Source organism: Achromobacter sp. SX5, assembly GCF_056711425.1.
Genome location: NZ_CM160041.1, coordinates 1,168,918 through 1,193,482, shown reverse-complemented (window position 1 = coordinate 1,193,482; position 24,565 = coordinate 1,168,918). Strand labels below are relative to the sequence as shown.

The 24,565-nt window shown below is 70.5% G+C and carries 20 protein-coding genes; 11 read left to right on the top strand and 9 right to left on the bottom strand.

The genetic code is table 11. The annotated features are described in order from the left end of the window. Positions 1-2 precede the first annotated feature (2 nt). Both uca and atzF read right to left on the bottom strand, forming a co-directional pair. Positions 3-3,635: an urea carboxylase gene (gene uca, locus AC1M14_RS05505; RefSeq protein WP_479731169.1), complete on the bottom strand. Its 3,633-nt coding sequence runs from the start codon at positions 3,633-3,635 to the stop codon at positions 3-5. A 28-nt stretch (positions 3,636-3,663) separates the two neighbouring features. After that, positions 3,664-5,535 (bottom strand): allophanate hydrolase, encoded by a 1,872-nt coding sequence (gene atzF, locus AC1M14_RS05500; RefSeq protein WP_479731168.1) that lies wholly within the window; start codon positions 5,533-5,535, stop codon positions 3,664-3,666. A 331-nt stretch (positions 5,536-5,866) separates the two neighbouring features. On the opposite strand from atzF, the gene urtA reads away from it, so the two are divergent. The 10 genes from urtA to AC1M14_RS05450 all read left to right on the top strand — a co-directional run bounded on the left by urtA (position 5,867) and on the right by AC1M14_RS05450 (position 16,979). Continuing rightward, entirely contained in the window at positions 5,867-7,120 is a 1,254-nt protein-coding gene (gene urtA / locus AC1M14_RS05495) for an urea ABC transporter substrate-binding protein (protein WP_111825703.1), read from the top strand. Positions 7,121-7,140: 20 nt separating this feature from the next. Then, positions 7,141-8,760 (top strand): urea ABC transporter permease subunit UrtB, encoded by a 1,620-nt coding sequence (gene urtB, locus AC1M14_RS05490; protein WP_479731167.1) that lies wholly within the window; start codon positions 7,141-7,143, stop codon positions 8,758-8,760. Further along, a complete protein-coding gene (urtC, locus tag AC1M14_RS05485; RefSeq protein ID WP_102773765.1) occupies positions 8,757-9,884 on the top strand; it encodes an urea ABC transporter permease subunit UrtC in 1,128 nt (375 codons plus the stop codon). Before urtB ends, urtC begins: the two co-directional genes overlap by 4 nt. Continuing rightward, positions 9,881-10,720: an urea ABC transporter ATP-binding protein UrtD gene (urtD, locus tag AC1M14_RS05480; protein WP_102773766.1), complete on the top strand. Its 840-nt coding sequence runs from the start codon at positions 9,881-9,883 to the stop codon at positions 10,718-10,720. The genes urtC and urtD overlap by 4 nt, the downstream gene beginning before the upstream one ends. Before the next feature lies 1 nt (position 10,721). Beyond that, positions 10,722-11,420: an urea ABC transporter ATP-binding subunit UrtE gene (gene urtE / locus AC1M14_RS05475; RefSeq protein WP_479731166.1), complete on the top strand. Its 699-nt coding sequence runs from the start codon at positions 10,722-10,724 to the stop codon at positions 11,418-11,420. 36 nt (positions 11,421-11,456) lie between these two features. Next, a complete protein-coding gene (locus AC1M14_RS05470; RefSeq protein ID WP_102773768.1) occupies positions 11,457-11,870 on the top strand; it encodes a DUF2946 domain-containing protein in 414 nt (137 codons plus the stop codon). A gap of 188 nt (positions 11,871-12,058) precedes the next feature. Next, a complete protein-coding gene (locus tag AC1M14_RS05465; protein WP_479731165.1) occupies positions 12,059-14,260 on the top strand; it encodes a TonB-dependent receptor in 2,202 nt (733 codons plus the stop codon). Positions 14,261-14,275: 15 nt separating this feature from the next. Beyond that, the gene (locus AC1M14_RS05460) at positions 14,276-15,787 is read left to right on the top strand and encodes a PepSY domain-containing protein (RefSeq protein WP_479731164.1); all 1,512 of its coding nucleotides are present in this window, start codon (positions 14,276-14,278) and stop codon (positions 15,785-15,787) included. Between the two features lie 66 nt (positions 15,788-15,853). Further along, positions 15,854-16,282, top strand: a complete 429-nt coding sequence (gene arsC, locus AC1M14_RS05455) for an arsenate reductase (glutaredoxin) (protein WP_111825707.1) — start codon at positions 15,854-15,856, stop codon at positions 16,280-16,282. 91 nt (positions 16,283-16,373) lie between these two features. Further along, entirely contained in the window at positions 16,374-16,979 is a 606-nt protein-coding gene (locus AC1M14_RS05450; protein ID WP_102773773.1) for a phosphatase PAP2 family protein, read from the top strand. 2 nt (positions 16,980-16,981) lie between these two features. Here the strand turns inward: AC1M14_RS05450 and AC1M14_RS05445 are convergent, their stop codons facing one another. The 3 genes from AC1M14_RS05445 to AC1M14_RS05435 all read right to left on the bottom strand — a co-directional run bounded on the left by AC1M14_RS05445 (position 16,982) and on the right by AC1M14_RS05435 (position 19,722). Beyond that, positions 16,982-17,962, bottom strand: coding sequence for a tripartite tricarboxylate transporter substrate binding protein (locus tag AC1M14_RS05445; protein ID WP_209165726.1), 981 nt, complete (start codon positions 17,960-17,962; stop codon positions 16,982-16,984). Positions 17,963-18,003: 41 nt separating this feature from the next. Further along, the gene (locus AC1M14_RS05440; RefSeq protein WP_102773774.1) at positions 18,004-19,089 is read right to left on the bottom strand and encodes a tartrate dehydrogenase; all 1,086 of its coding nucleotides are present in this window, start codon (positions 19,087-19,089) and stop codon (positions 18,004-18,006) included. A gap of 93 nt (positions 19,090-19,182) precedes the next feature. Then, a complete protein-coding gene (locus tag AC1M14_RS05435) occupies positions 19,183-19,722 on the bottom strand; it encodes a methylated-DNA--[protein]-cysteine S-methyltransferase (RefSeq protein ID WP_479731163.1) in 540 nt (179 codons plus the stop codon). Between the two features lie 146 nt (positions 19,723-19,868). On the opposite strand from AC1M14_RS05435, the gene AC1M14_RS05430 reads away from it, so the two are divergent. Then, positions 19,869-21,314: an AlkA N-terminal domain-containing protein gene (locus tag AC1M14_RS05430; RefSeq protein WP_479731162.1), complete on the top strand. Its 1,446-nt coding sequence runs from the start codon at positions 19,869-19,871 to the stop codon at positions 21,312-21,314. 1 nt (position 21,315) lies between these two features. On the opposite strand, the gene AC1M14_RS05425 is transcribed toward AC1M14_RS05430, so the two are convergent. The 4 genes from AC1M14_RS05425 to AC1M14_RS05410 all read right to left on the bottom strand — a co-directional run bounded on the left by AC1M14_RS05425 (position 21,316) and on the right by AC1M14_RS05410 (position 24,555). Next, on the bottom strand, positions 21,316-22,221 hold the full coding sequence (locus AC1M14_RS05425) for a LysR family transcriptional regulator (protein ID WP_102773777.1): 906 nt from the start codon (positions 22,219-22,221) through the stop codon (positions 21,316-21,318). Between the two features lie 23 nt (positions 22,222-22,244). After that, positions 22,245-22,727, bottom strand: a complete 483-nt coding sequence (locus AC1M14_RS05420; RefSeq protein WP_102773778.1) for a YajQ family cyclic di-GMP-binding protein — start codon at positions 22,725-22,727, stop codon at positions 22,245-22,247. Between the two features lie 68 nt (positions 22,728-22,795). Next, on the bottom strand, positions 22,796-23,584 hold the full coding sequence (locus AC1M14_RS05415; RefSeq protein WP_479731787.1) for a heme ABC transporter ATP-binding protein: 789 nt from the start codon (positions 23,582-23,584) through the stop codon (positions 22,796-22,798). Then, positions 23,581-24,555 carry a FecCD family ABC transporter permease gene (locus tag AC1M14_RS05410; protein WP_479731786.1) on the bottom strand — a complete coding sequence of 325 codons (975 nt, stop codon included), beginning with the start codon at positions 24,553-24,555 and terminating at the stop codon, positions 23,581-23,583. The genes AC1M14_RS05415 and AC1M14_RS05410 overlap by 4 nt, the downstream gene beginning before the upstream one ends. Positions 24,556-24,565 lie beyond the last annotated feature (10 nt).

The window sequence follows — 24,565 nt, the reverse complement described above, 5'->3', positions numbered from 1 at the left end:
GGTCAGTTCACCGGGCAGGAAACGTCTTCGGCCAGGACGATGAGCGGATCGCCGGCATTGACCGGTTTGCCGGGCGCGCAGCGGATGGCGGCGACGGTGCCGGCGGCGGGCGCGACGACGGACAGCTCCATCTTCATGGCCTCGACCACCACCAGCGTGTCGCCGGCCGACACGCTCTGGCCCACCTGAACCGGAATCTTCCAGACGTTGCCGCACATATCGGCGCTGACCAGGCGCTCGCCTTCGGACAGCGCCGCCTGCGGTTCGAGGTCTGGCTCGGTCTCGGCGGCGTGCTGCGCCGCCTCGGCCTCGCCGGCCTTCCACAAGGCCACCTCGGCGTCGAACGCGCGTTTCTGGCGCGCCTGGAACGCGGCGATGCTGTCGGCCTGCTGCGCCAGAAAGCGCTGGTGCGCGGCGAAGTCGAACACTTCCTCTTCGATGCGGACGGCGGCCCGGCCTTCCCGGAAATCGGCGCGCAGCGCGTCCAGTTCGGCCTCGGTCACCGGATAGAAGCGCACCTGATCGAAAAATCGCAACAGCCACGGCTTGCCGTCCTGGAACACCGGGTTCTTCAGGAACTTGTTCCATATGGGCAGGGTGCGGCCGACCAGCTGATAGCCGCCGGGCGAGTCCATGCCGTAGATGCACATGTACACGCCGCCGATGCCCACGGTGCCTTCGGCGGTAAAGGTGCGGGCGGGGTTGTACTTCGACGTCAGCAGGCGGTGGCGCGGATCGATCGGCACCGCGCAGGGCGCGCCCAGGTACACGTCGCCCAGGCCCATGACCAGGTAGCTGGCGCCGAACACGATGTCGCGGACCTGCTCGCGGCTTTCCAGGCCGTTGATGCGCTGGATGAAATCCACGTTGTTGGGCAGCCACGGCGCCTCGGCGCGCACGGTTTCCTGGTAACGCCGCACGGCGCCCAGCGTGGCCGAGTCCTCGAACGCCATCGGCAGATGGACGACGCGGGTGGGCACCTTGAGCGTGGCCACGTCGGCCAGGCCGGCTTCGATCTCCAGCAGGCGCGCGATCAGCGCGTCCTGCGCGATCGTGTGGCTGTCGTAGCGGATCTGCAGCGAGCGCACGCCCGGCGACAGTTCCCGCACGCCGGCGACGGGATCGGCGTCGAGCGCCTGCATCAGCAGGTGCACGCGCATGCGCAGCGCCAGGTCCAGCACGTTGTCGCCGTATTCCAGCAGCAGGTAGCCGTCGCCGGCCTGGCGGTAGGTCACCGACGGGCGCGAGCCCCGGGCCGGCAGCGCCGCCACGATGGCCTCGGACGCCGCCGCCGGCGCGCGCGCCGCGGCCTCGGGCGCGGCCGCCAGTTCGGCCACGCGCCTGTCCTGCGCCGCTTCCAGCGCCACGGCCCGGGCGTAGTCCATGCGCACGAAGCGGATGCGGTCGCCCGGCTTGACCTGGCCGACCTTCCAGAGCTCGGCGCGGGCGATGGTGGCGGGGCAGACGAAGCCGCCCAGGCTGGGGCCGTCGCGCGTCAGGATGACCGGGCTGTCGCCGGTGAAATTGATGCTGCCGATGGCGTATTCGCAATCGTGGATGTTCGACGGATGCAGGCCGGCCTCGCCGCCGTTCTCGCGCGCCCAGGCCGGCTTGGGACCGATCAGGCGCACGCCCAGCCGGTTGGAGTTGTAGTGCACTTCCCAATCGGCGGCGAAGAAGGCTTCGATGGCCTCGGGCCGGAAGAAATCGGGCGCGCCGTGGGGACCGTAGAGCACGCCGATTTCCCAGGTGTCGCCATAGGCCGGGATCAGTTCGGCCGGCGCGGCCTGCGGCGCGGACAGGGCCGGCGCGGCGTCCGCCAGTTCCGGGCGCACCAGGGGCAGCACGTCGCCCACGCGCAGCGTGCGCCCGGCGTGGCCGCCGAACTGGCCCAATGCGAACGTCGAACGGCTGCCCAGATAGACCGGCACGTCCAGGCCGTTGCGCACGGCCAGGTAGCCGCGGCAGCCCGACAGCGCCCGGCCGATGGACAGCACCTGGCCGCTGCGCACCGCCACCGGCCGCCACATGGGCAGCGGCTCGCCGTCCAGCGTGGCGGCGCACGCCGCGCCCGTCAGCGCCACGATGGCGTCGCCATGGAATCGCAGGGTCGGACCGACCAGCGTGGTTTCCAGCCCGGCCGCGTCGGGCGCGTTGCCGACGATGCGATTAGCCATGCGGAACGCATAGTCGTCCATCGGCCCCGACGGCGGCACGCCGATGTTCCAATACCCCTCGCGCCCCGGATAGTCCTGCACGCTGGTGTAGGTGCCCGCCTCCAGCACCTCGATCGCGGCCGGCCGGTAGACGAAGCCGTCCAGAAAGCGCGTGGAAAGCTCGCCGGCGCGAAAGCGCGCGTCGTCCACGATCTGCCGCAGGTAGTCGAGGTTGGTGGCGATGCCATGCAGCCGGGTCCGCGCCAGCGCCTCGGCCAGCCGGTCCAGCGCCTGCTCGCGCGTCGGCGCATGGACGATCAGCTTGGCCAGCATGGGGTCGTAGAATGCCGGCACCTCCGTGCCGGTCGAGACCCAGCCATCGACCCGCACCCCGGGCGGAAACGACACCTCGGTCAACACGCCGGGCGCGGGCTGGAACTGGCGCAGCGGATCCTCGGCGTACAGGCGCACCTCGATCGCCGCGCCGCGGGGCGCGCGCGACATGGCGTCGAAGTCCAGCGCCTCGCCGGCGGCCACGCGCAGCATGCATTCGATCAGATCCAGGCCGGTCACCTCTTCGGTCACGGGATGCTCGACCTGCAGCCGCGTGTTCACCTCCAGGAAATAGAAGCTGTCGCGCGCCGGATCGTAGATGAACTCCACCGTGCCCGCCGAGCGGTAGCAGACCGACTCGCCCAGCCGCAGCGCGGCCGCGTGCAGCGCGGCCCGGGTGGCCTGCGGCAGCCGCGGCGCCGGGGTTTCCTCGATGACCTTCTGGTTGCGGCGCTGCACCGAGCAGTCGCGCTCTCCCAGCGCCAGCACCCGGCCGCAGCCGTCGCCGAAGATCTGCACCTCGATGTGGCGGGCGTTATCCACGTAGCGTTCGATGAACGCGCCGCCATCCTTGAAGAAATGCTCGCCCATGCGCTGCACGCCATCGAAGGCCGCGGTCAGTTCGGCCTCGTTGGCGCAACGCGACAGTCCGATGCCGCCGCCGCCCGCGGTGCTCTTGAGCATGACCGGGTAGCCGATGCGCTCGGCCTGCGACAGCGCTTCGCCCAGGCTGCCCAGCAGGCCCGTGCCCGGCGTCATCGGCACCCCTGCCGCGGCCGCCAGTTCGCGGGCGCGGTGCTTCAGGCCGAACTCGCGGATCTGCGTGGGCGTGGGGCCGACGAACGCGATGCCGGCGTCCTCGCACGCCTGCGCGAACTCGGCGCTCTCGGACAGGAATCCGTAGCCCGGATAAATCGCCTGCGCGCCATGCTCGCGCGCGGCCGCCAGCAGCAGGTCCATGCGCAGGTAGCTGTCGGCGGCCTTCTCGCCGCCCAGCGCCACGGCCACGTCGGCCTCGCGCACGTGCGCGGCGTTGCGGTCCGGATCGGAGTACACGGCCACGCTGCGGATGCCCAGCCGCTTGAGGCTGCGGATGGCGCGGACGGCGATTTCGCCTCGGTTGGCGATCAGAACGGTATCGAACACGTTGCGGCTCCCAGAAGTCTGTCGGGTGTTAGCGAAGCGGGGCGGGGCTGGCGTCGAGGCTGGCCAGGTAGGCGCGCCAGCCGCCATAAGCGGTGATGTCGCGCGCGCCCTCCAGGCCGCGCGGTTCGCAGATGAATCCCTTGACCTGGCGGCCGTCTTCCAGCTCCAGCGTGCCGATGCCCAGCGGCGCGGGAATCTCCGCCACGAAGGCGCCGAAGGCCGCCAGCGGCACGTCCCAGAGCTCCACCTCGATGGGCGCGCCGCTGTCGCGCTTCACCAGGCCCGGTTTGGGCGGCGACGTGTTGGCCAGCGCGTACAGGCGGTAATCGGCCGCCGTGCGCGTACGTTCGACGAACACGGCGCCGCGCGAGGTCAGCTGATGGTTCAGCGGCATGCCGCGCAGATGCGCGCCCACGACGGACACGCGCACCGCGTCGGCGGCCGGCTCTCGGGCAGGGCCGGGCGCCGGCAGCGGCGCGCCGGTGGCGCCCAGCGGCAGCCCCAGGCGCGCCTGCCACTGGCGGCCGAAGCGCGCCAGCGCGCGGTCGTGCCAGGCGGGGGCGATCAGCGTGATGCCGGCGGGCAGGCCATCGGCGCGCATCCCCGCCGGCAATGCCAGCGCCGACAAATCGGCCAGATTGACGAAGTTGGTATAGATGCCGAGGCGCGAATTGAGCGTCACCGGGTCGGCCTCCAGCTCGGCGATGGTGTAGATCGCCGGCGAGGTCGGCACGACCAGCGCGTCGAAGCCCGCCAGCGACCGGTGGATGCGCCGCGCCAGCGCCGCGCGCCGGTACTCCGCCTTGAACGCATCCAGCGCGCTGTAGCCGGCGGCCTGCTCGACGATGCCGCGCACCACCTGATGGATGGCGTCCGGGGTTGCATTCCACAGCGCTTCCACGGCGGCGAAACGCTCGGCCACCCAAGGCCCTTGATAGAGCAGCGCCGCCAGTTCGCTGCAGGGCGTGAAGTCGATCGCCTCGACCGCCGCCCCGCCGTCCCTCAACCGGCGCACGGCCTCTTCGAAGGCGGCGGCCGCCTGCGCGTCGCCGAAGAATTCCAGCTGCGCGGGAATGGCCAGCCTGGGCCGCTCGGGCCAGGCCGGCGCGGCTTGCGTGGGCTGCTCGCGCGAATAGGGATCGCGCTCGTCGAAGCCGGCCGCGATGTCGGCCACGAGTTCGGCATCGTCCACCGTCAATGCGAACACCGACACGCAGTCCAGGGTGCGGCACGCCGGCACCACGCCGGCGGTGCTGAGCCGGCCTTTGGTGGGTTTGAGGCCGACGATGTTGTTAAAGCCCGCCGGCACCCGGCCCGAGCCCGCGGTGTCCGTGCCCAGCGCGAACGCGACCAGGCCGCGCGCCACCACCGAGGCCGAGCCCGAGCTGGAACCGCCGCTCACATAGGCCGGATCGAAGGCGTTGGGTACGGCGCCGTGGGGCGAGCGGGTGCCCACCAGCCCGGTGGCGAACTGGTCCAGGTTGGTCTTGCCCACCAGAATGGCGCCGGCCGCGCGCAGGCGGGCGACCACGCCGGCGTCCTCGTCCGGCACATAGGCGAACTCGGGGCAGGCGGCCGTGGTCGGCCAGCCGGCGGCGTCGATATTGTCCTTGACCGCGAACGGCACGCCATACAGCGGCAGACGCGCGAGGTCGCCGCCGGCAGCTTCCAGCAGGCCGCGCAGCGCGTGGAGCTGGCGGGCCAGCATGGCGCCATCCACGCGCGCGATCCAGGCATTGTCCGCGGGGCCGCCGCAAGTCGCCCACGGCGCCAGCAGCGTCTCGGGCACGGCGCCGCCGTCGCGGTAGGCGGCCTGCCACTGCGCGATCGTCCAGGCCAGCGGCCCGTCATGGACTGCCTGATTGCGGATAGGGCCTTTCTGCGTTGCTGCGGCATTCATGCTGGGATCCTCGTTGGTATTCACGTATGGATTCCCAAGCAATAGGTATGCCATGTCGGCCTGCTCCCCGGCGCCATCCTCGGTTCGGCCCGGAAGCGCCGCGGGCGGCCCGCCGCGCGCGCACCGGAACGGGCCGTTTTCGCACCCTTGTTGTGCGTGCGGCACCACATCGACCCACGCCCACCGCCCTGCCCGCCCGTGCGCCTCATGGCGCGCCACGGACCCTCACCGACCTGGCATGGGCTTTGCTTTGAAGTCATGGCGGGCATGCATATCGAGCAAGCCGCCGTTCCAGCCGGCCAGGCCGGCGCCTTCCCTTTCAGGAGTCACCATGAAACGCAGACTAGCCCTTAAGCAACTGACCGCCGTGAGCCTGTTGGCCCTGTCGGGATGGATGCCGCAGTCGTACGCCGCCGAGGACACCATCAAGGTGGGCATCCTGCATTCGCTCTCGGGCACCATGGCGATCTCGGAAACCTCGCTCAAGGACGTGGCCCTGATGGCCATCGCCGAGATCAACGCCAACGGCGGCGTGCTGGGCAGGAAGCTCGAACCCGTGGTGGTGGACCCCGCGTCGAACTGGCCGCTGTTCGCCGAGAAAGCGCGCCAGCTGCTGTCGCAGGACAAGGTGGCGGCGGTCTTCGGCTGCTGGACTTCGGTGTCGCGCAAGTCCGTGCTGCCGGTGTTCAAGGAACTGAACGGGCTGCTTTTCTATCCCGTGCAGTACGAAGGCGAGGAACTCGAGAAGAACGTGTTCTACACCGGCGCCGCGCCCAACCAGCAGGCCATTCCCGCGGTGGAGTACCTGATGAGCGAAGACGGCGGCGGGGCCAAGCGCTTCGTGCTGCTGGGCACCGACTACGTCTATCCGCGCACCACCAACAAGATCCTGCGCGCCTTCCTGCATTCCAAGGGCGTCAAGGACAGCGACATCGACGAGATCTACACGCCGTTCGGCCACTCGGACTACCAGACCATCGTGGCCAACATCAAGAAGTTCGCCGCCGGCGGCAAGACCGCCGTGATCTCCACCATCAACGGCGATTCCAACGTGCCCTTCTACAAGGAGCTGGGCAACGCGGGCCTGAAGGCCACCGACGTGCCGGTGGTGGCCTTTTCGGTGGGCGAGGAAGAGCTGCGCGGCGTGGACACCAGGCCGCTGGTCGGCCACCTGGCCGCGTGGAACTACTTCCAGTCGATCCGCAACCCGGTCAACGCGGCCTTCATCGAGAAATGGAAGGCCTACGCCAAGGCGAACAAGCTGCCCAACGCCGACACGGTCGTGACCAACGATCCGATGGAGGCCACCTACATCGGCATCCACATGTGGAAGCAGGCGGTCGAGCAGGCCAAGACCACGGACGTGGACAAGGTGATCGCGGCCATGGGCGGCCAGAAGTTCGACGCGCCCGACGGCTACACCATCGAGATGGACAAGACCAACCATCACCTGCACAAGCCGGTCTACATCGGCGAGATCAAGGCGGACGGCCAGTTCAACGTGGTGTGGAAGAGCAAGGGACCGATCCGCGCCCAGCCCTGGAGTCCGTACATCCCGGGCAATGAAGCCAAGCAAGGCCTATGACGCACACCGGAACCGCAGCCATGCGCATCGCTGTCATCGCTCTCTACTTGCGTCGTTTTCTTCTGGCGTGGCTGGCGTCCCTGCCGCTGCAGGCGGCGGCCGGCGTGGACCCGGCCCTGCTCGCGCCGCTGTCCGGCGACGACACGGACGCCAGGCTGCAAGCGATCGCCGCGCTGGGCGAGCTGCCCGACCCCGGCGCGACGGCCGTACTGGAGGCGCTGGGCGAAGGCCGGCTCTACGCGGGCGGCGACGGCCGCCTGCTGATCGGCGACGGCGGCCCGCGCGCCGCCGACGCCGCGACGGGCGCCGCCGCCGAGCTGCCCGCGGACGCGGAAGCCGTGATGGTCAACAACCGCCTGCGCCGCGCCATCGAGGCCGCGCTGGCCGGCGCGCGCCTGTACGCCGACCAGCCCGCCGTGCGCCTGGCGGCGGCCCGCCGGCTTCAGCAGACCGGCGACCCCGCGCGCCTGCCCATGCTTGCGAAGGCGCTGGCCGCCGAGCGGGACCCGGCCGTACGCGATGCGCTGGAGATCGCGCAGGCCAATCTGGAATTGAAAAGCGACGATCCCGCTAAGCGGCGCCATGCGGTGCAGGTGCTGGGCGAAACCGGCAACGCGGTGTTCCGCCCCACCCTGGCCGCCCTGACCCTGGAGCGCGATGGGGCCTATGCGGAACCCGACGCCGGCGTGCGCCAGGCCGCCGCGCGCGCGCTCAAGCAGATCGACCGCCGCCTGGCCACGATCGAATGGGCCGGCAATCTCTACTACGGCGTCAGCCTGGGCAGCGTGCTGCTGCTGGCGGCGCTGGGCCTGGCCATCACCTTCGGCCTGATGGGCGTCATCAATATGGCGCACGGCGAGCTGCTGATGATAGGCGCCTACGTGACCTATGTGGTGCAGACGGCGTTCCGCGCCTGGCTGCCGGGCTGGCTGGACTGGTACGTGCTGGCGGCGCTGCCGCTGGCCTTCGTCGTGACCGCGCTGGTGGGCATGGCGCTGGAACGCACCGTGATCCGCTGGCTTTACGGCCGGCCGCTGGAAACGCTGCTGGCCACCTGGGGCATCAGCCTGATCCTGATGCAGGGCGTGCGCACCCTGTTCGGCGCGCAGAACGTGGAAGTGAGCAATCCCGCCTGGATGTCCGGCGGCCTCACGGTACTGGGCGGGCTGGTGCTGACCTACAACCGGCTGGTCATCATCGGCTTCGCCTTCTTCGTGGTGTTCCTGGTGTGGGCGCTGCTGAACCACACCCGCCTGGGCCTGTTCGTGCGCGCCATCACCCAGAACCGGCGCATGGCCGACTGTGTCGGCGTGCCCACCGGCCGCGTGGACATGCTGGCCTTCGGCCTGGGCTCGGGCATCGCCGGGCTGGCCGGCGTGGCCCTGTCCCAGCTGGGCAACGTCGGACCGGACCTGGGCCGCGGCTACATCGTGGATTCGTTCATGGTGGTGGTGCTGGGCGGCGTGGGCCAGCTGGCCGGCACCGTCGTCGCCGCGCTGGGCCTGGGCGGGGTCAATAAATTCCTGGAACCTTACGCAGGAGCCGTCATGGCCAAGATCATCATCCTGGCGCTCATCGTGCTGTTCGTCCAAAAGCGGCCGCAAGGCCTGTTCGCCCCGCGCGGCCGGAGCGTCGAATGAAATCGAGTTTCCCGATCGATCCGACCCTGCCCGTCCGCGCCCCGCTGTACTCGCGCCGCGCCTGGGCGGCGCTGGCCGCGGCCGCCGCCGCGCTGGCGCTGCTGCCGCTGCTGAACCTGGCGTTCCCGCCCGGCCATCCGCTGCACGTATCGGCCTATGCCGTGGCGCTGCTGGGCAAGTTCATGTGCTACGCCATGGCCGCGCTGGCGCTGGACCTGGTGTGGGGCTACGCCGGCATCCTGTCGCTGGGCCACGGACTGTTCTTCGCGCTGGGCGGCTATGCGCACGGCATGTACCTGATGCGCGCCATCGGCCGCGACGGCGTCTACCAGAGCGACCTGCCCGACTTCATGGTGTTCCTGGACTGGAAGGACTACCCCTGGTACTGGTCCTTCACCGAGCATTTCTGGTACGCCATGCTGCTGGTGGTGCTGGCGCCCGGCGTGCTGGCCTTCGTGTTCGGCTACTTCGCCTTCCGCTCGCGCATCAAGGGCGTGTACTTCTCCATCATCACGCAGGCCCTGACCTTCGCCGCCATGCTGCTGTTCTTTCGCAACGACACGGGGTTCGGCGGCAACAACGGCTTTACCGACTTCAAGCGCATCCTGGGCTTCGACATCACCGCTCCGGGCACCCGCGCCGCGCTGTACTGGATCACGCTGGCGGCGCTGGCCGGCGCGCTGATCGCGGCGCGCCTGGTCACCCGCAGCAAGCTGGGCCGCGTGCTGACGGCGGTGCGCGACGGCGAAAGCCGGCTGCGCTTTCTCGGCTACGACCCGCTGGGCTTCAAGCTGTTCGTCTGGACCCTGTCGGCCGTGCTGTGCGGCATCGCCGGCGCGCTCTACGTGCCGCAGGTCGGCATCATCAATCCCAGCGAAATGTCCACGGAAACTTCCATCGAGATGGTGATCTGGGTCGCCACCGGCGGACGCGGCACGCTGATCGGCCCCATCGTCGGCGCGGGCGCGGTCAACGGCCTGAAGACCTGGTTCACCAGCGTGCTGCCTGAATTCTGGCTGTATGCGCTGGGCCTGATTTTCGTGCTGGTGACGCTGTTCCTGCCCACCGGCCTGGTCGGCCTGGCGCGCCGCGCCGCGCAGCGCATCCAAGGGAGAAAGGCATGAACGCGCCCCGCATCGACTCCGCCGCGCTGGACGGCGGCCCCAGCGGCGAGGCCGGCTACGGCCGGGTCAGCCCCAAGGGCCTGGACACCAGCCACGGCGCCATCCTGTACCTGGAAGGCATCACGGTCAGCTTCGACGGCTTCAAGGCCCTCAACGACCTGACGCTGGACATCGGCGTGGGCGAACTGCGCTGCATCATCGGCCCCAACGGCGCGGGCAAGACCACCATGATGGACGTCATCACCGGCAAGACCCGTCCCACCGCGGGCAGCGCCTACTTCGGCCAGAGCATCGACCTGAGCACGCTGAACGAAGCGCAGATCGCGCACGCGGGCATAGGCCGGAAATTCCAGCGGCCCACCGTGTTCGAACAGCACACGGTCTTCGAAAACCTGGAACTGGCCATGAAGACCGACAAGCGCGTGCGGCCCACGCTGTTCGCCCGCCTCAGCGGCGAGCAGGCCGACAGGATAGGCGAAACGCTGGACCTGATCCGGCTGCGGCCCGAGGCGGCGCGGCCGGCCGGGCTGTTGTCGCATGGCCAGAAGCAATGGCTGGAAATCGGCATGCTGCTGATGCAGGAGCCGAAGCTGCTGCTGCTGGACGAGCCGGTGGCCGGCATGACCGACGCCGAAACCGAGCGCACCGGCGAACTGCTCAACGAACTGCGCGGGCGCCATTCGCTGATGGTGGTCGAGCACGACATGGATTTCGTCAATCAGATCGCGGACGGCGGCAAGGTCACGGTGCTGCACGAGGGCTCGGTGCTGGCCGAAGGGCCGATGAGCAAGGTGCAGGCCGATCCGCGCGTGATCGAAGTTTATCTGGGGCGCTGAAATGCTGGACGTGAACGCGATCGACCAATACTACGGCGGCAGCCATACCCTGCGCGGCGTCTCGCTGTCGCTGCGGCAGGGCGAATGCCTGACGCTGCTGGGGCGCAACGGCGTGGGCAAGACCACGCTGCTCAAATGCGTGATGGGCGTGCTGCCGGTGGCCCGCGGCAGCATCGTGTTCGACGGCGCCGACATCACCCGCCTGGCCCCGCACCAGCGCGCCGCGCGCGGCATCGCCTACGTGCCGCAGGGCCGCGACATCTTCGCCCGCCTGACGGTCGAAGAGAACATCCTGATGGGCATGGCGGTCAGGCCGGCGGCGCGCGCGCGCCGCATCAAGGAAGAGGTGTTCGAACTGTTTCCGGTGCTGGCCACCATGCTGTCGCGCCGCGGCGGCGACCTGTCCGGCGGGCAGCAGCAACAGCTGGCGATCGCGCGCGCCCTGGTGGCCGAACCCAGGCTCATCATCCTGGACGAGCCCACCGAGGGCATCCAGCCTTCGATCATCAAGGACATCGCCCGCGTCATCCACATGCTGCGCCGGCGCGGCGACATCGCCATCCTTCTGTGCGAACAGTATTTCGATTTCGCCCGCGAGCTGGCGGACCGGTTCGTCGTGCTGTCGCGCGGCGAAGTGGTGGCCAGCGGCGAGCGCGAGGCGATCGACGGCGACGACGTGCGACGGCATTTGTCCGTATAGAAAGAAACGTGGCGCCCTCCGATATAATTTCGCGCCATGAGCTTCGCATCGTTCCTGACCCGCCCCGCAACATGGATCGCACTCGCCGCGATCCTGTGGGCGTCGTTGGCGCCATCGCTGGCTCATGCGCTGGGCCTGCCCTCGGACGCCCACGGCGCGCATCGCAGCATCAGCGTCGATTACTGCGTCGGCGGCGACCAGGCGCCGGCCTCCCTGACCCTGGACGTGCCGCCGGCCGGCGACGGCACCGCGACCGACACGCACGGCGACAGCCACCACTGCCCGCTCTGCCGCAATCCCCATGCCGACGTGGGCATCCTGCCCGCGCCGGTGCCGGTGGTGCCCGCTCCGGTCGGGCGCGCCGTCACCTACCCGCCGCTGTTCTTCCTGGCGGCGCACCCGCTTCATGCCTGGAGCGCGGCCCAGCCGCGCGCCCCGCCCGCGAACTGAGCCCGCGCCGCCGCGCCGCCTGAAGGCGGACCGCGCGCGCCCGTCCGCTCGTTTCCCCGTCGCCACGTTCCCGCCGCGCGCCCTGCGCCGGCGGCGGCGCGCCGTCATCCCGGCCCTCGCGATCCGACCCGCCCTGCCCGTTTTCGGCAGCGCAGCCGGGCGCGCGGGACGGACCACCGGTTCCAGACATGAAGAAAACCACCCGCTATACCCTGCTGCTCGGCGCGCTCGCCGGCGGCAACGCCTGCGCCCAGGGCGCCGAACCCGCCGTGCAGACGCTGGCCCCGACCACCGTGGTCGGCGCCGCCCACGAGGCGCCCGCGCCCAACGGCCCGATCGACCTGGACGTGCAGGACAGCACCGGCAGCCGCCTGGGCCTGACCCTGCGCGAGACGCCGGCCAGCGTCACCGTGATCACGCGCGACCAGATCGAGGCGCGCGGGTCGCTGAACACCCAGGAAATCGCCCGCGGCATCGCGGGCGTGGACAACGCCTCGCCGCCGGGCAACCCCGGCGCGGTGAGCTACCGCGGCTTCTCCGGCGGCCAGGTCGGGCAGCTGTTCAACGGCATCTCGGTGCAGTACGACGCCGTCGCGGGCCGGCCGGTGGACAGCTGGATCTATGACCGCGTCGAGGCGATCGGCGGGCCGTCCACCTTTCTGTTCGGCGCGGGCGCGGTCGGCGGCGCCATCAACTACGTCACCAAGCTGCCGCAGCGCGATACCTTCTACGAAGGCCAGCTGCGGATCGGTTCGTTCGACAGCCGCCAGGCTTCGGTCGGCCTGAACCAGCAGCTGGCCGGCGAGCCGGGCGGGCGCGGCCATTACCTGCGCCTGGACGCCAACACCGGCTCCAGCCACGGCTGGATCGACGGCAACCACAGCCGCGCCAGCCAGGTGGCGGTGTCGCTGCTATCGGACCTGGGCGCCGACGTGACCCAGACCTTCGCCTTCGAATACCAGCGCGAGCAGGTGGACCGCCCCTACTGGGGCACGCCGCTCAAGACCGGCCCCGACGGCGTGGTGCGCGGCACCGGCCACATCCTGGACGGCACCCGGTTCAAGAACTACAACGTCAACGACGGCCTGTACGAGCAGTCCGTGCTGTGGGCGCGCTCGCTGACGGAATGGCGCGCCGGCGCCAACCTGACGCTGAAGAACACGCTGTACTACTACCGCGCCGAACGCGACTACCGCAACCTGGAGAATTACCGCCTCAATGCCGGCAACAGCCTGGTGCTGCGCTCCGGCGCGCTGTTGCAGCGCCACGAGCAAAGCCTGCTGGGCAACCGTGTCGAAGGCCTGTACCGCTCCACGCTGGCCGGCCTGCCCAGCGACTGGTCGTTCGGCGCCGATTTCAGCGAGAACAAGGTCACGCGCTATCCCACCAGCCTGCCCGCGCAGGTGGACGCGGTCGATCCCTACGACTTCGCGGCCGGGGACTTCTACGACATACCCGGCATGACGCGCGGCCACGTCGCCGACCGCGACAACCGCATCCGCACCCTGGCGCTGACGCTGGAAAACCGCACCGAAGTGCTGCCCGGCGTGGCCATCGTGTCGGCGCTGCGCAAGGACTTCATCGACCTGGACCTGACCAACCGCCGCGCCGTCACCGCCGCCTCGCCGGCCAGCGCGCAGCGCAGCTATTCGCCCCTGACCGGCAGGCTGGGCGTGAACTGGGAGCTGAGCCCCGAGGCCTCGCTGTACGCGCAGTACGCCACCGCGGCCGATCCTCCCTCGGGCCTGCTGGCCACGGCCTCGTTCGCCGACGTGCTGAACAACGACAAGCTCACCACCGGCTGGCAGGCCGAGGCCGGCGCCAAGTTCAATTTCTGGGACGGCCGCGGGTCGGCCACCCTGGCCGTGTACGAGATCAGGCGCAAGAACATGGCCACCTCCGACCCGGACAATCCCGGCGTCAGCGTGCCGGTGGGCGCGCAGTCGGCGCGCGGCATCGAACTGGCCGGCGGCCTGCAGCTGAGCTCCAGCCTGTCCCTGCAGGCCAACGCCGCCTTCGTCGATCCGCAGTACGACGATTTCTCGCAGGCGGTGGGCGGCGTGCCGGTCTCGCGCAACGGCAACGTGCCGGCCAACACGCCGCGGCGCCTGGCCAACGTCTGGCTGGACTACGCCTTCGCGCCCGACTGGAGCGCCAGCCTGGCCGCGCGCTACGTGGGCCGCATGTACGCGGACGCCGCCAACACGGTGCAGACGCCGTCCTACACCGTGTTCGACGCGGCGCTGTCGCACCGCATCAACCGCAGCCTCAGCGTCACGGCGCGCGTGCGCAACCTGACCGACAAGGTCTATGCCGCGTACGCGACCCCGACCATGTACTACCTGGGCGCGCCGCGCTCGGTGGAACTGAGCCTGCAGGCCCGTTTCTGACCAGGCGCGCCCATCATGAAAGCCTCCTCTTCCGCGCCGCCCGCCGCCCGCGTCAAGCGCTGGCTCTACCTGACCCACCGCTGGGCCGGCATCGTGCTGTGCCTGTTCTTCGCCATGTGGTTCGTTTCGGGCGTGGTGATGATGTACGTCGGCTATCCCAAGCTGACGCCGCAGGAGCGGCTGGCCCACCTGCCCGCGCTGGACGCCGCCGCCATCGCCGTGACGCCGGCCCAGGCGCTGGCGGCCGCGGGCGCGGCCGACGCGCCCGGACTGACCCTGGCCGCCGCGCGCGGCGGCGCCCCGGTCTATTTGGTGCCCGGCGGCCGGCGCGAAGCGCCCAAGGTGGTGGACGCGGCGACCGGCGCGCTGCTGCCCCGCGCCGACGCCGCGGTCGCGCAGGCCACGGCCGCGGCCTGGTCCGGCGGCCGTTACGCCGCGCGCTACGACGGCCTGGTCGACGAGGACGCCCATACCCATTCCCGCGCGCTCGACCCCGACCGCCCGCTGCACCGGCTGGAGCTGGACGATCCGGCGGGCACGCGCCTGTACGTGTCCTCGGCCACCGGCATGGTGGTGCGCGACGCCACGCGCGCCGAACGCATGTGGAACTACGCGGGCGCCTGGATCCACTGGCTCTATCCGCTGCGCGGCAACGCCCTGGACCCGTGGTGGCACGACGCCGTCGTGTGGCTGTCCGTAGCCGGCGTGCTGCTGGCGCTGACCGGCACCGTGGTGGGCCTGCTGCGTTGGCGCTTCTCGCGGCCCTACGCCAGCGGCAGCCGCTCGCCCTACCGCGAGTCCATGATGCGCTGGCACCACCTGAGCGGGCTGCTGTTCGCCGTCATCACCATCACCTGGATCTTCAGCGGGCTGATGTCCATGAATCCATGGAAGATCTTCTCGGGCCACCAGGCGCCGCTGGCGACGGCGGCCTACGCCGGCCAGCCCGAGGCAGGGCCGCCGCTGGCCGCGCCGGAGGCGCTGATCGCCGCCCTGCCCGCGCCCCCGCGCGAATTGACCTGGGCCCGCGCGCAGGGCCGCGACCTGGCGCTGGCGCGCAGCGGGCCGGGCGCGCCGCAAGTGCTGTCGGCGCGCGCCGCCGCGCCAATCAGCCTGGACCCGGCGGCGCTGCGCGACGCGGCCGCCCGGCTGCTGCCCGGCGCGCCGCTGCTGCGCATCGAAGAACTGGACGCCTACGACTTCTACTACTACGCGCGCGATGCGCACGCGATGCTGGGTCACGTCGAAAAACCGCTGCCGGCCTGGCGCGCGGTGTTCGGCGACGCGCGCGCGACCTGGGTCTACCTGGACCCGCGCACCGGCCAGATCCTGGCACGCCAGGACAGCGGCGCGCGCGCCAGCCGCTGGCTGTTCGCCTTCCTGCACAGCTGGGACTGGACCGGCCTGCTGGCCCGCCGCCCGCTGTGGGACGCGCTGCTGATCTTCCTGAGCCTGGGCGGCGCGGCGCTGAGTCTGACGGGCGCGGTCATCGGCTGGCGCCGCCTGGGCAGGAAGCTGCGTGCCTGAAGCCCGGGCGCGAATGCACTATGCTCACTGCCTCGCATGACGATTCACCGGAAAGAGGAGCCTGACATGTCCGACGTAACCATCTATCACAACCCCAAGTGCGGCACCTCCCGCAATACCCTGGCCATGATCCGTAACGCCGGCATCGAACCCGAGGTCGTGCTGTACCTGGAAACCCCGCCCTCGCGCGACACCCTGAAGGCCCTGTTCAAGCGGGCCGGCATCGGCGTGCGCGACGCCCTGCGGGAAAAAGGCACGCCCTACCACGAACTGGGCCTGGACGACGCTTCCCTCTCTGACGAGGCGCTGCTGGACGCCATCGAGCAGCACCCGATCCTGCTCAACCGCCCCTTCGTCTCCACGCCGCTGGGCGCGCGCCTGTGCCGCCCGTCGGAACTGGTGCTGGACATCCTGCCGGCCCCGCAAAAAGGCGCTTTCGCCAAGGAAGACGGCGAGCCGGTGATCGACGCGCAGGGCAATCGCATCCAGAAGTAAAACCACGGGATTCGGCGCATTTTGTAAGCAGACTGACGGGAATCCTCACTACCATCGTGGCTATTCATTTATTACGCTGCGATGACGTGTCATGAATTCCCTGGAAAACCTTAACCAGTCCCTGTTCCTGCTGCTCAACGCCGACCCGGCCACGCCGGCATGGCAGCTGCACGCCGCCATGCTGGTGGCCAACCGCTTGATCCTGCTGGTCCCGGCCGGATTGGCCGCGGCCTGGCTGTGGGGCGGCGCGGCCCAGCGCGACCTGGCGCTCAAGGCCCTGGCCAGCGTGGCCCTGGGGCTGTTCGCCAGCTATCTGTGCGGCGCGCTGTGGCCGCACCCCCGCCCCTTCGTCATCGGGCTGGGCCATGCGTTTTTCTCGCATGCCGCGACTTCGTCGTTTCCCAGCAACCACACCATCATCATCGCCACCCTGGCCTGGGCGCTGATCTTCGACCGGCGCTGGGCGGGCCTGGGCTGGGCCGCGCTGGCGCTGGCCGTGGCGGTCGGCGTCTCGCGGGTGTACCTGGGCGTGCATTTCCCGCTGGACATCGCCGGCGGCCTGGCCCTGGCTCCGCTGGCCGCGGCGGCGGCCGTGCCGCTGTGGAACCGCGCGGGCGCGCCGCTGACCGACTTCGCCCAGGCCGTGTACCGCAAGCTGCTGGCCCTGCCCATCGCGCGCGGCTGGATCCGCGCCTGACGTCAGTTGATCGCGACCTTGGCTTCCTTGACCAGCTTGGCGTAATTCGCGGTGTCGGTCCCGATGCGGGCCTGCATTTCGGCCGGGCTGTCGCCGATGGGCACGGCGCCGATCTCCGCCATGCGGCGCGAGAAATCCGGCGAGCGGATGATCTTCACCATCTCCGCATTCAGCCGCTGCACCACCTCCTTGGGCACGGCCGCCGGCGCCAGCACGCCGAACCACGTGCCCATGTCGAAGGGCTTGAGGCCGGCCTCCTCCATCGTGGGCACGTCGGGCAGGGCCGCCGAACGCTTGTTCGTGGTCACGGCCAGCGCGCGCAGCTTGCCGCTCTGGATGTGCGCCAGCACCGGCGTGATGGTGTCGAACGACATGTCGATCTGCCCGCCCAGCAAGTCCGTGGTCAGCGGGCCGCTGCCCTTGTAGGGCACGTGCAGCAGCTTCACGTGGCCTTCTTTCTCGAACTGCGCGCCGATCAGGTGCTGGCCGGTGCCCATGCCGTTCGATCCGAAGGTCAGCTTGCCGGGCGCGGCCCGCGCCATCGTCAGCAGGCCCTGGACGTCCCTGGCCTCCAGCCTGGGATTGACCACCAGCACGTTGGGCACCAGGGCCACCGTCGTGACCGGCGCGAAATCCTTCTGGAAGTCGTAATGCAGGCTCTTGTAGACGCTGGTGGCGATGGTGTGGTGCACCGCCCCCATCAGCAGCGTGTAGCCGTCGGGCGCGGCCTTAGCCACGTAGTCGGCACCCAGCGTGGAGCCGGCGCCCGGCTTGTTCTCCACCACCACCGGCTGGCCCAGGCTCTTGCTCAGTTCCTGGCCCAGCGCGCGGGCCAGCACGTCGGTGGTGCCGCCGGCCGGGAACGGCACCACCAGGTTGATCGGCCGCGCCGGATAGGTTTGCGCCGACGCGGCGCCGGCGAAAGACAGGCCCAACAGACAGGCGAACGCCAGGGCGCGCGCGCGAACGGCTTTCTTGTGCATGGTTGTCTCCTCGTTATGGGTATGGCCGTGTCGCCGGCGCCTCAGGCCGCGCGGGCCGGCGCCAGCGCGGCCAGCTTGGCGCAGACCGCCGCAGTGACCTGCTCCGTGGTCGCGCTGCCGCCCAGATCGCCGGTGTGCAGCGCCGGATCGGCGGTGACGCTTTCGATGGCCTGCATGAGCCGCGCGGCCGCCTGGGTTTCGCCCAGGTGCTCCAGCAGCATGACCACCGACCAGAACGTGCCCACCGGATTGGCCAGGCCCTTGCCCATGATGTCGAAGGCCGATCCGTGGATGGGCTCGAACATGGACGGATAGCGGCGCTCGGGATCGATGTTGCCGGTGGGCGCGATGCCCAGGCTGCCGGCCAGCGCCGCCGCCAGGTCGCTCAGGATGTCGGCGTGCAGATTGGTGGCGACGATGGTGTCCAGCGACGCCGGGCGGTTGACCATGCGGGCGGTGGCGGCGTCGACCAGTTCCTTGTCCCAGGTCACGTCCGGAAATTCGCGGCTGACCTGCAGCGCGATCTCGTCCCACATCACCATGGCGTGGCGCTGCGCGTTGGATTTGGTGATGACGGTCAGCAGCTTGCGCGGGCGCGACTGCGCCAGCCGGAACGCGAAGCGCAGGATACGCTCGACGCCGGCGCGGGTCATGATGGACACGTCGGTCGCCGCTTCGATGGGATGGCCCTGGTGCACGCGGCCGCCCACGCCCGAATATTCGCCTTCGGAGTTCTCGCGCACGATCACCCAATCCAGCTGCGCCGGCGCGCAGCGCTTGAGCGGGGCGTCGATGCCGGGCAGGATGCGCGTGGGGCGCACGTTGGCGTACTGGTCGAAGCCCTGGCAGATCTTCAGCCTCAGGCCCCACAGCGTGATGTGGTCGGCGATGTGCGGATCGCCGGCGGAACCGAACAGGATCGCGTCCTTGTCGCGCAGCGCGTCCAGGCCGTCGGCCGGCATCATGACGCCGTGCTTGCGGTAGTAGTCGCCGCCCCAGTCGAAATCCTCGAACTCGAAACGCAGGCCGCCCTGTCCGGCCAGTTCCTGCATGACCCGGCGGCCGGCCGGAATCACTTCCTTGCCGATGCCGTCGCCGGGAATGGTTGCGATGCGGTAAGTCTTCATATGCCGACAGGGCTCCTTGCAGGTGAGGGTCTGTCGGCACTGTACCGAGGCGCTTTGTTCGCGGCCGCCCCGGAATTCAAAACAACTTTAACTTCAGGTTGAAGATCGCGGGCACCAGCGCGCCTCGTGCTCCAGCAGCCAGCGCTTGCGGTGCAGGCCGCCGCCATAGCCGGTCAGCGACGCGTCCGCGCCCACGACGCGATGGCAGGGCACGACGATGCCCACCGGATTGGCGCCGTTGGCCAGCCCCACCGCGCGCACGGCCGTGGGCCGCGCGATGCGCTGCGCGAGCGCGCCATACGTGATCGGCGCGCCGACGGCGATGCCGCGCAGGGCCTGCCAGACCTGGCGCTGGAAAGCGGTGCCGCCGGTGGCCACGTCCAGCGCGTCGATGGCGCGCACCGCGCCGTCGAAGTACGCCTCCAGCGCGCGGCGCGCGGGCGAGGCCTGTGCGGCGTCGCGCAGCGCGATGGGCTGCCGGCGGTACTGCGTGCGCAGCAGCCTGTGCATACGCGGCTCGTAGTCCTCCCAGTCCACCGCGCGCAGCTGCCCGCGCTCGTCGCCGAGGATCAGCATGCGGCCGATGGGCGTGGGCGCCCGTTCGAGAAAAAAGATCTGCGGCTGCACGGACATGCGGGCTCCGGTTATGCGATGGACATGGGCAGAATATAGAACCGGCCGCGGACCGGCGCTCGCGGTTTTCGGACAGCAATGCCGCGTGCACAACAATGTCCGAAAACCGCTAGATCGGAGCCGCGCGGCGGCGTTAGCATGGCCGCATGGACTTGAACCACGACGCCTGCTACAGCGCCATCCAGGTGCGCGACGCCCGTTACGACGGCCGCTTCTTCACGGCCGTCAAGACCACGGGCATTTATTGCCGCCCGGTCTGCCCGGCGCGCACCCCGCTGTCGAAGAACGTGACGTTCTACGCCACGGCGGCCGCGGCGCAGGAGGCCGGCTACCATCCCTGCCTGCGCTGCCGGCCCGAAACCGCGCCGGAGCTGGGCCCGGGGCACGAACTGCCCGACAGCGTGTCGCGCGCGCTGCAGTTGATCGAACTCGGCGCGCTGGACGAGGACGGCGTGGACGCGCTGGCCCGGCGGCTGGGCGTGGGCGAACGCCAGCTGCGGCGCCAGTTCCGCCAGCACCTGGGCGCTTCGCCGGTGGCCGTCGCCCAGACGCGGCGCGTGCTGCTGGCCAAGCAGCTGATCCACGAAACCCGGCTGCCGATGGCCGAGATCGCCTTCGCCTCGGGCTTCGGCAGCATCCGCCGCTTCAACGAGATATTCCACGATCTGTTCGGCCGCGCGCCGGGCGAGCTGCGGCGCTCCGGCAAACCCGAGGTCTCCGCGCAGCAGGACGGCGAGATCAGGCTGCTGCTGCGCTACCGCCCGCCCTACGACTGGGACGCGATGCTGGACTTCCTGCGGTTGCGCGCCATCCCCGGCGTCGAGCGGGTCGAGGGCGACACCTACGCGCGCACCATCTGCCTGGACGGCAGCCAGGGCACGGTGAGCGTGCGGCCCGGCGCCGGCAATGCCTTGCAGGCCGTGGTGCGTTTTCCGCGGCTGCAGGCCCTGCCCGCCATCATCGCGCGGCTGCGCCGCGTGTTCGACCTGGCCAGCGACCCGGTGGCCATCGCCGCGCAGTTTGCGCGCGACCCGGTCCTGACCGCGCTGATCCAGGCCAGGCCGGGGCTGCGCGTGCCCGGCGCCTGGGACGGCTTCGAGCTGGCGATGCGCGCCGTGCTGGGGCAGCAGATCACGGTCGCCGCCGCGATCCGGCTGGCCGGCAAGCTGGTGGCCGCGCACGGCGCGCCCATGGCGCAGCCCGACGGCGCGCTCACGCACGTGTTTCCGCTGCCCGAAGCCGTGGCCGGCGCCGAGCTCGCGTCGCTGGGCATGCCGCGCAGCCGCGCCGCCACCCTGTCGGCGGTGGCCGCCGCGGCGGTCGCCGACAGGCATTTGTTCGAAGCCGGCGGCAGCCTGGCCGAGTCCGTGCTGCGGCTGCGCGAGATCCGCGGCATCGGCGAATGGACGGCGCAATACATCGCGCTGCGCCAGCTGCGCGAGCCCGATGCGTTTCCGTCGGCCGACATCGGCCTGATACGCGCGCTGGAACGGCTGGAATCGCGCGCCTACACGCCGGCGCAGCTGCTGGCGCGCGCCGAGGCGTGGCGGCCGTGGCGCGCCTACGCGGCGCAGCACCTGTGGGCGGCCTGAATTACCACTGCCCTTCGGCGCCTTTCTGGAAGTACCCCACCAGGAAGTCCACGAACACCCGCACCTTGGTGGACAGGTGGTGCCTCTCGGGAAACACGGCGTAGATGTCCGCCTGCGGCAAGGCGTAGTCTTTGAGCACCTGCACCAGCCGGCCGCTGCGCAGGTAGCGCGCCAGATCCCATTCGGCGCGCTGCAGAATGCCCAGGCCCGCCAAGCCCCATGTGAGGGTGACTTCGCCGTCGTTGCTGCTGAGGTTGCCGCGCACCTTCACGGTTTCGCTGCGGCGTCCCTTGGTGAAGCGCCACAGGCCGTAGGCCGCTTCGTTCTGGCGCAGCACGATGCACTGGTGCCGCGTCAGGTCATGCGGCGCGGCGGGCACGCCGTGGGCTTTCAGGTAGCCGGGCGATGCGCACACCAGGCGGCGGTTGGGCGCGATCTTGCGGGCGATCAGGCGCGTGTCGGGCAGGTCGCCGAAGCGCACCGCCACGTCGAAGGCGTCCTGCACGAAATCGGCCGGGCTGTCGGTCAGCTGCAGTTGCAGCGACACCTCGGGATATTTCTGCGCGAACTCGGCGATGGCCGGCGCGATATAGCTGCGGCCGAACCCCAGCGGCGCGTTGACCTTGAGCAGGCCGCGCGGACGGTCCTGGCGGCTGGCGATCAGCTGGTCCAGGTCTTCGATCTCGCCCAGGATGCGGCGGGCGTTTTCCAGGTAGAGCTCGCCTTCGGCCGTCAGGCTCAGGCGCCGCGTGCTGCGGTTGACCAGCCGCACGCCCAGGCGCGCCTCGATCTGGGCCAGCCGCTTGCTGACCGCCGCCGGCGTGACGCCCAGCTCGCGCGCCGCGGCCGACATGCCGCCGGCGCGCGCCAGTTCGACGATCAGCAGCAACTCACTGGAATGTCCCATCGGCCGCGTCCCGGAGCCGGGCTTCAGTCGCGGAAGTTCTCGAACTGCAGCGGCAGGTCGACGTCGGTCTTTTTCAGCAGCGCGATGGCGGTTTGCAGGTCGTCGCGCTTCTTGCCGCTGATGCGCAGCTTGTCGCCGTTGATCTGCGATTCCACCTTGAGCTTGGCGTTCTTGATGGCCGCGATGAGCTTCTTGGCCACCGGCTGTTCGATGCCCTGCTTGATGGTGACCTTCTGGCGCGCGCCGCCCAGGTTCTCCAGCGGATCGGCCACGTCCAGGCAGCGCACGTCGATGCCGCGCGCCGACAGGCGGCCGCGCAGGATGTCGAGCATCTGCTTGAGCTGGAATGCGCTGGAGGCGACCTGCGTCACGACGAAGCCTTCCAGTTCGAACTTGGCGTCCGTGCCCTTGAAATCGAAGCGGGTGGACAGTTCGCGGTTGGCCTGGTCGACGGCGTTGGTGAGTTCGTGTTTGTCGACTTCGGAGACGACGTCAAAAGTAGGCATGACACGGGTCCTGTGCAATGGTGGGTGAAATGGGATTCAGCGCCATTTTACCGGCGCCCGGCCCCGCGTCACGCCGTCACCACCAGCAGGCGCCCGGCCTGCAGCGGATGCGCGATCACCTGCGCGTCGATGCCGTAGGCCAGGCGCAGATTGGCCGGCGTCAGCACCTCGGCCGGCGCGCCGGCGGCGATGGCGCGCCCCGCGCAAAGCAGCAGCAGGCGGTCGCACCAGCGCGCGGCCAGGTTCATGTCGTGCAGGATCACCAGTACGCCGGTATGGCCCGCGTGCGCCAGTTCCGCCGCCGCCCGCAGCAGTTCGCCCTGGTGCCTGGGGTCCAGGCTGGCGGTGGGTTCGTCCAGCAGCAGATAGCGCGCCTCGCCGGGCACGCGCGCGGCCTCGCACTGCGCCAGCACGCGGGCGAACTGCACGCGCTGCTGTTCGCCCCCGGACAGTTCGGGATAACGCCGGGCGCGCAGATGGCCGGCGTCGGCCCGCCGGAGCGCCTGCTCCACCAGCGCGTCCACGGCCGCCGGCGGCAGCTCGGGAAACGGGTAGGCGCCCATCGCCACCACCTCGCGCACGTCCAGGTCGAAGCTCAGCCCGGGCTTTTGCGGCAGCACGGCGCGCCGGCGGGCCTGCAGCCGCTGCGGCAGCCGCGCCAGGGAGGTCCCGTCCAGCCCCACCCGGCCGCCGTCGGGCGGCAGTTCGCACGACAGCGCGGCCAAGAGCGAGGACTTGCCCGCGCCGTTGGCGCCCAGCAGGCCCACGACCTCGCCGGGCCGCAGCGCCAGCGACACCCGGTCCAGGATGCGGCTGCCGCCGCGCGACAGCGTGAGGTTTTCGGCCGCCAGCATCAGCCCCGCCGCCTGCCGCGCGCCAGCAGCCACAGGAAGAACGGACCGCCCACCAGGCTGGTGACCAGGCCGATCGGCAGCTCGGCGGGCGCCACGGCCACGCGCGACAGCCAGTCGGCCAGCGCCAGCACCAGCGCGCCGCCCAGCACGCAGGCCGGCAGCAGCCAGCGGTGGTTGGCGCCCAGCGTCATGCGCACCAGGTGCGGCACCACCAGGCCGACGAACGCGATGCCGCCCGTGGCCGCCACCAGCGGGCCGACGATCAGCGCGCAGGCCAGCACCAGCCCGGCCCGCACGCGCCTGAGCGCATAGCCCAGGTGCTGGGCCTCGCGCTCGCCCAGCAGCAAGGCGTTCATCACGCGCCATTGGCGCATGAGCCACAGCGACACCAGCAGCACCCACGGCCCCAGGAATGCCAGCAGCGTCCAGTTGGCGCCCGCCAGGCTGCCCATGCTCCAGAACGTCAGGTCGCGCAGCTGGGTATCGTTGGCGACGTAGGTGAACAGGCCGATCGCCGCGCCGGCCACCGCGTTGATCGCGATGCCGGCCAGCAGCAATCCGGCCACGCCCGGCACGCGCCGGCCCAGCGCATAGGCGCAGAACGTCGCCAGCAGGCTGCCGGCGAACGCGGCCGGCGCCAGAATCCAGAAGCCGCCGGAGGTCAGCACGATGGCCCCGACCGCCCCCAGCGCGCCGCCGGCCGACACGCCGATCAGGCCCGGCTCGGCCAGGGGATTGCGGAACAGCGCCTGTATGGCGGCGCCGGACACGGCCAGCGCGGCGCCGGCCACCAGCGCGAACAGCACGCGCGGCAGGCGGATGTCGATCAGCACCTTGCGCCAGAGTTCGCCGCCGGGCGCCGGCGTTCCCCACAGCAGCGCGGGCAGTTCGGTCAACGGAATGCGGACCGCGCCGCTGCTGCTGGCCGCCAGCGCCGCCACGATCACGGCCAGGGCCAGCAGCAGCAGGGCCAGCGGCGGCGTG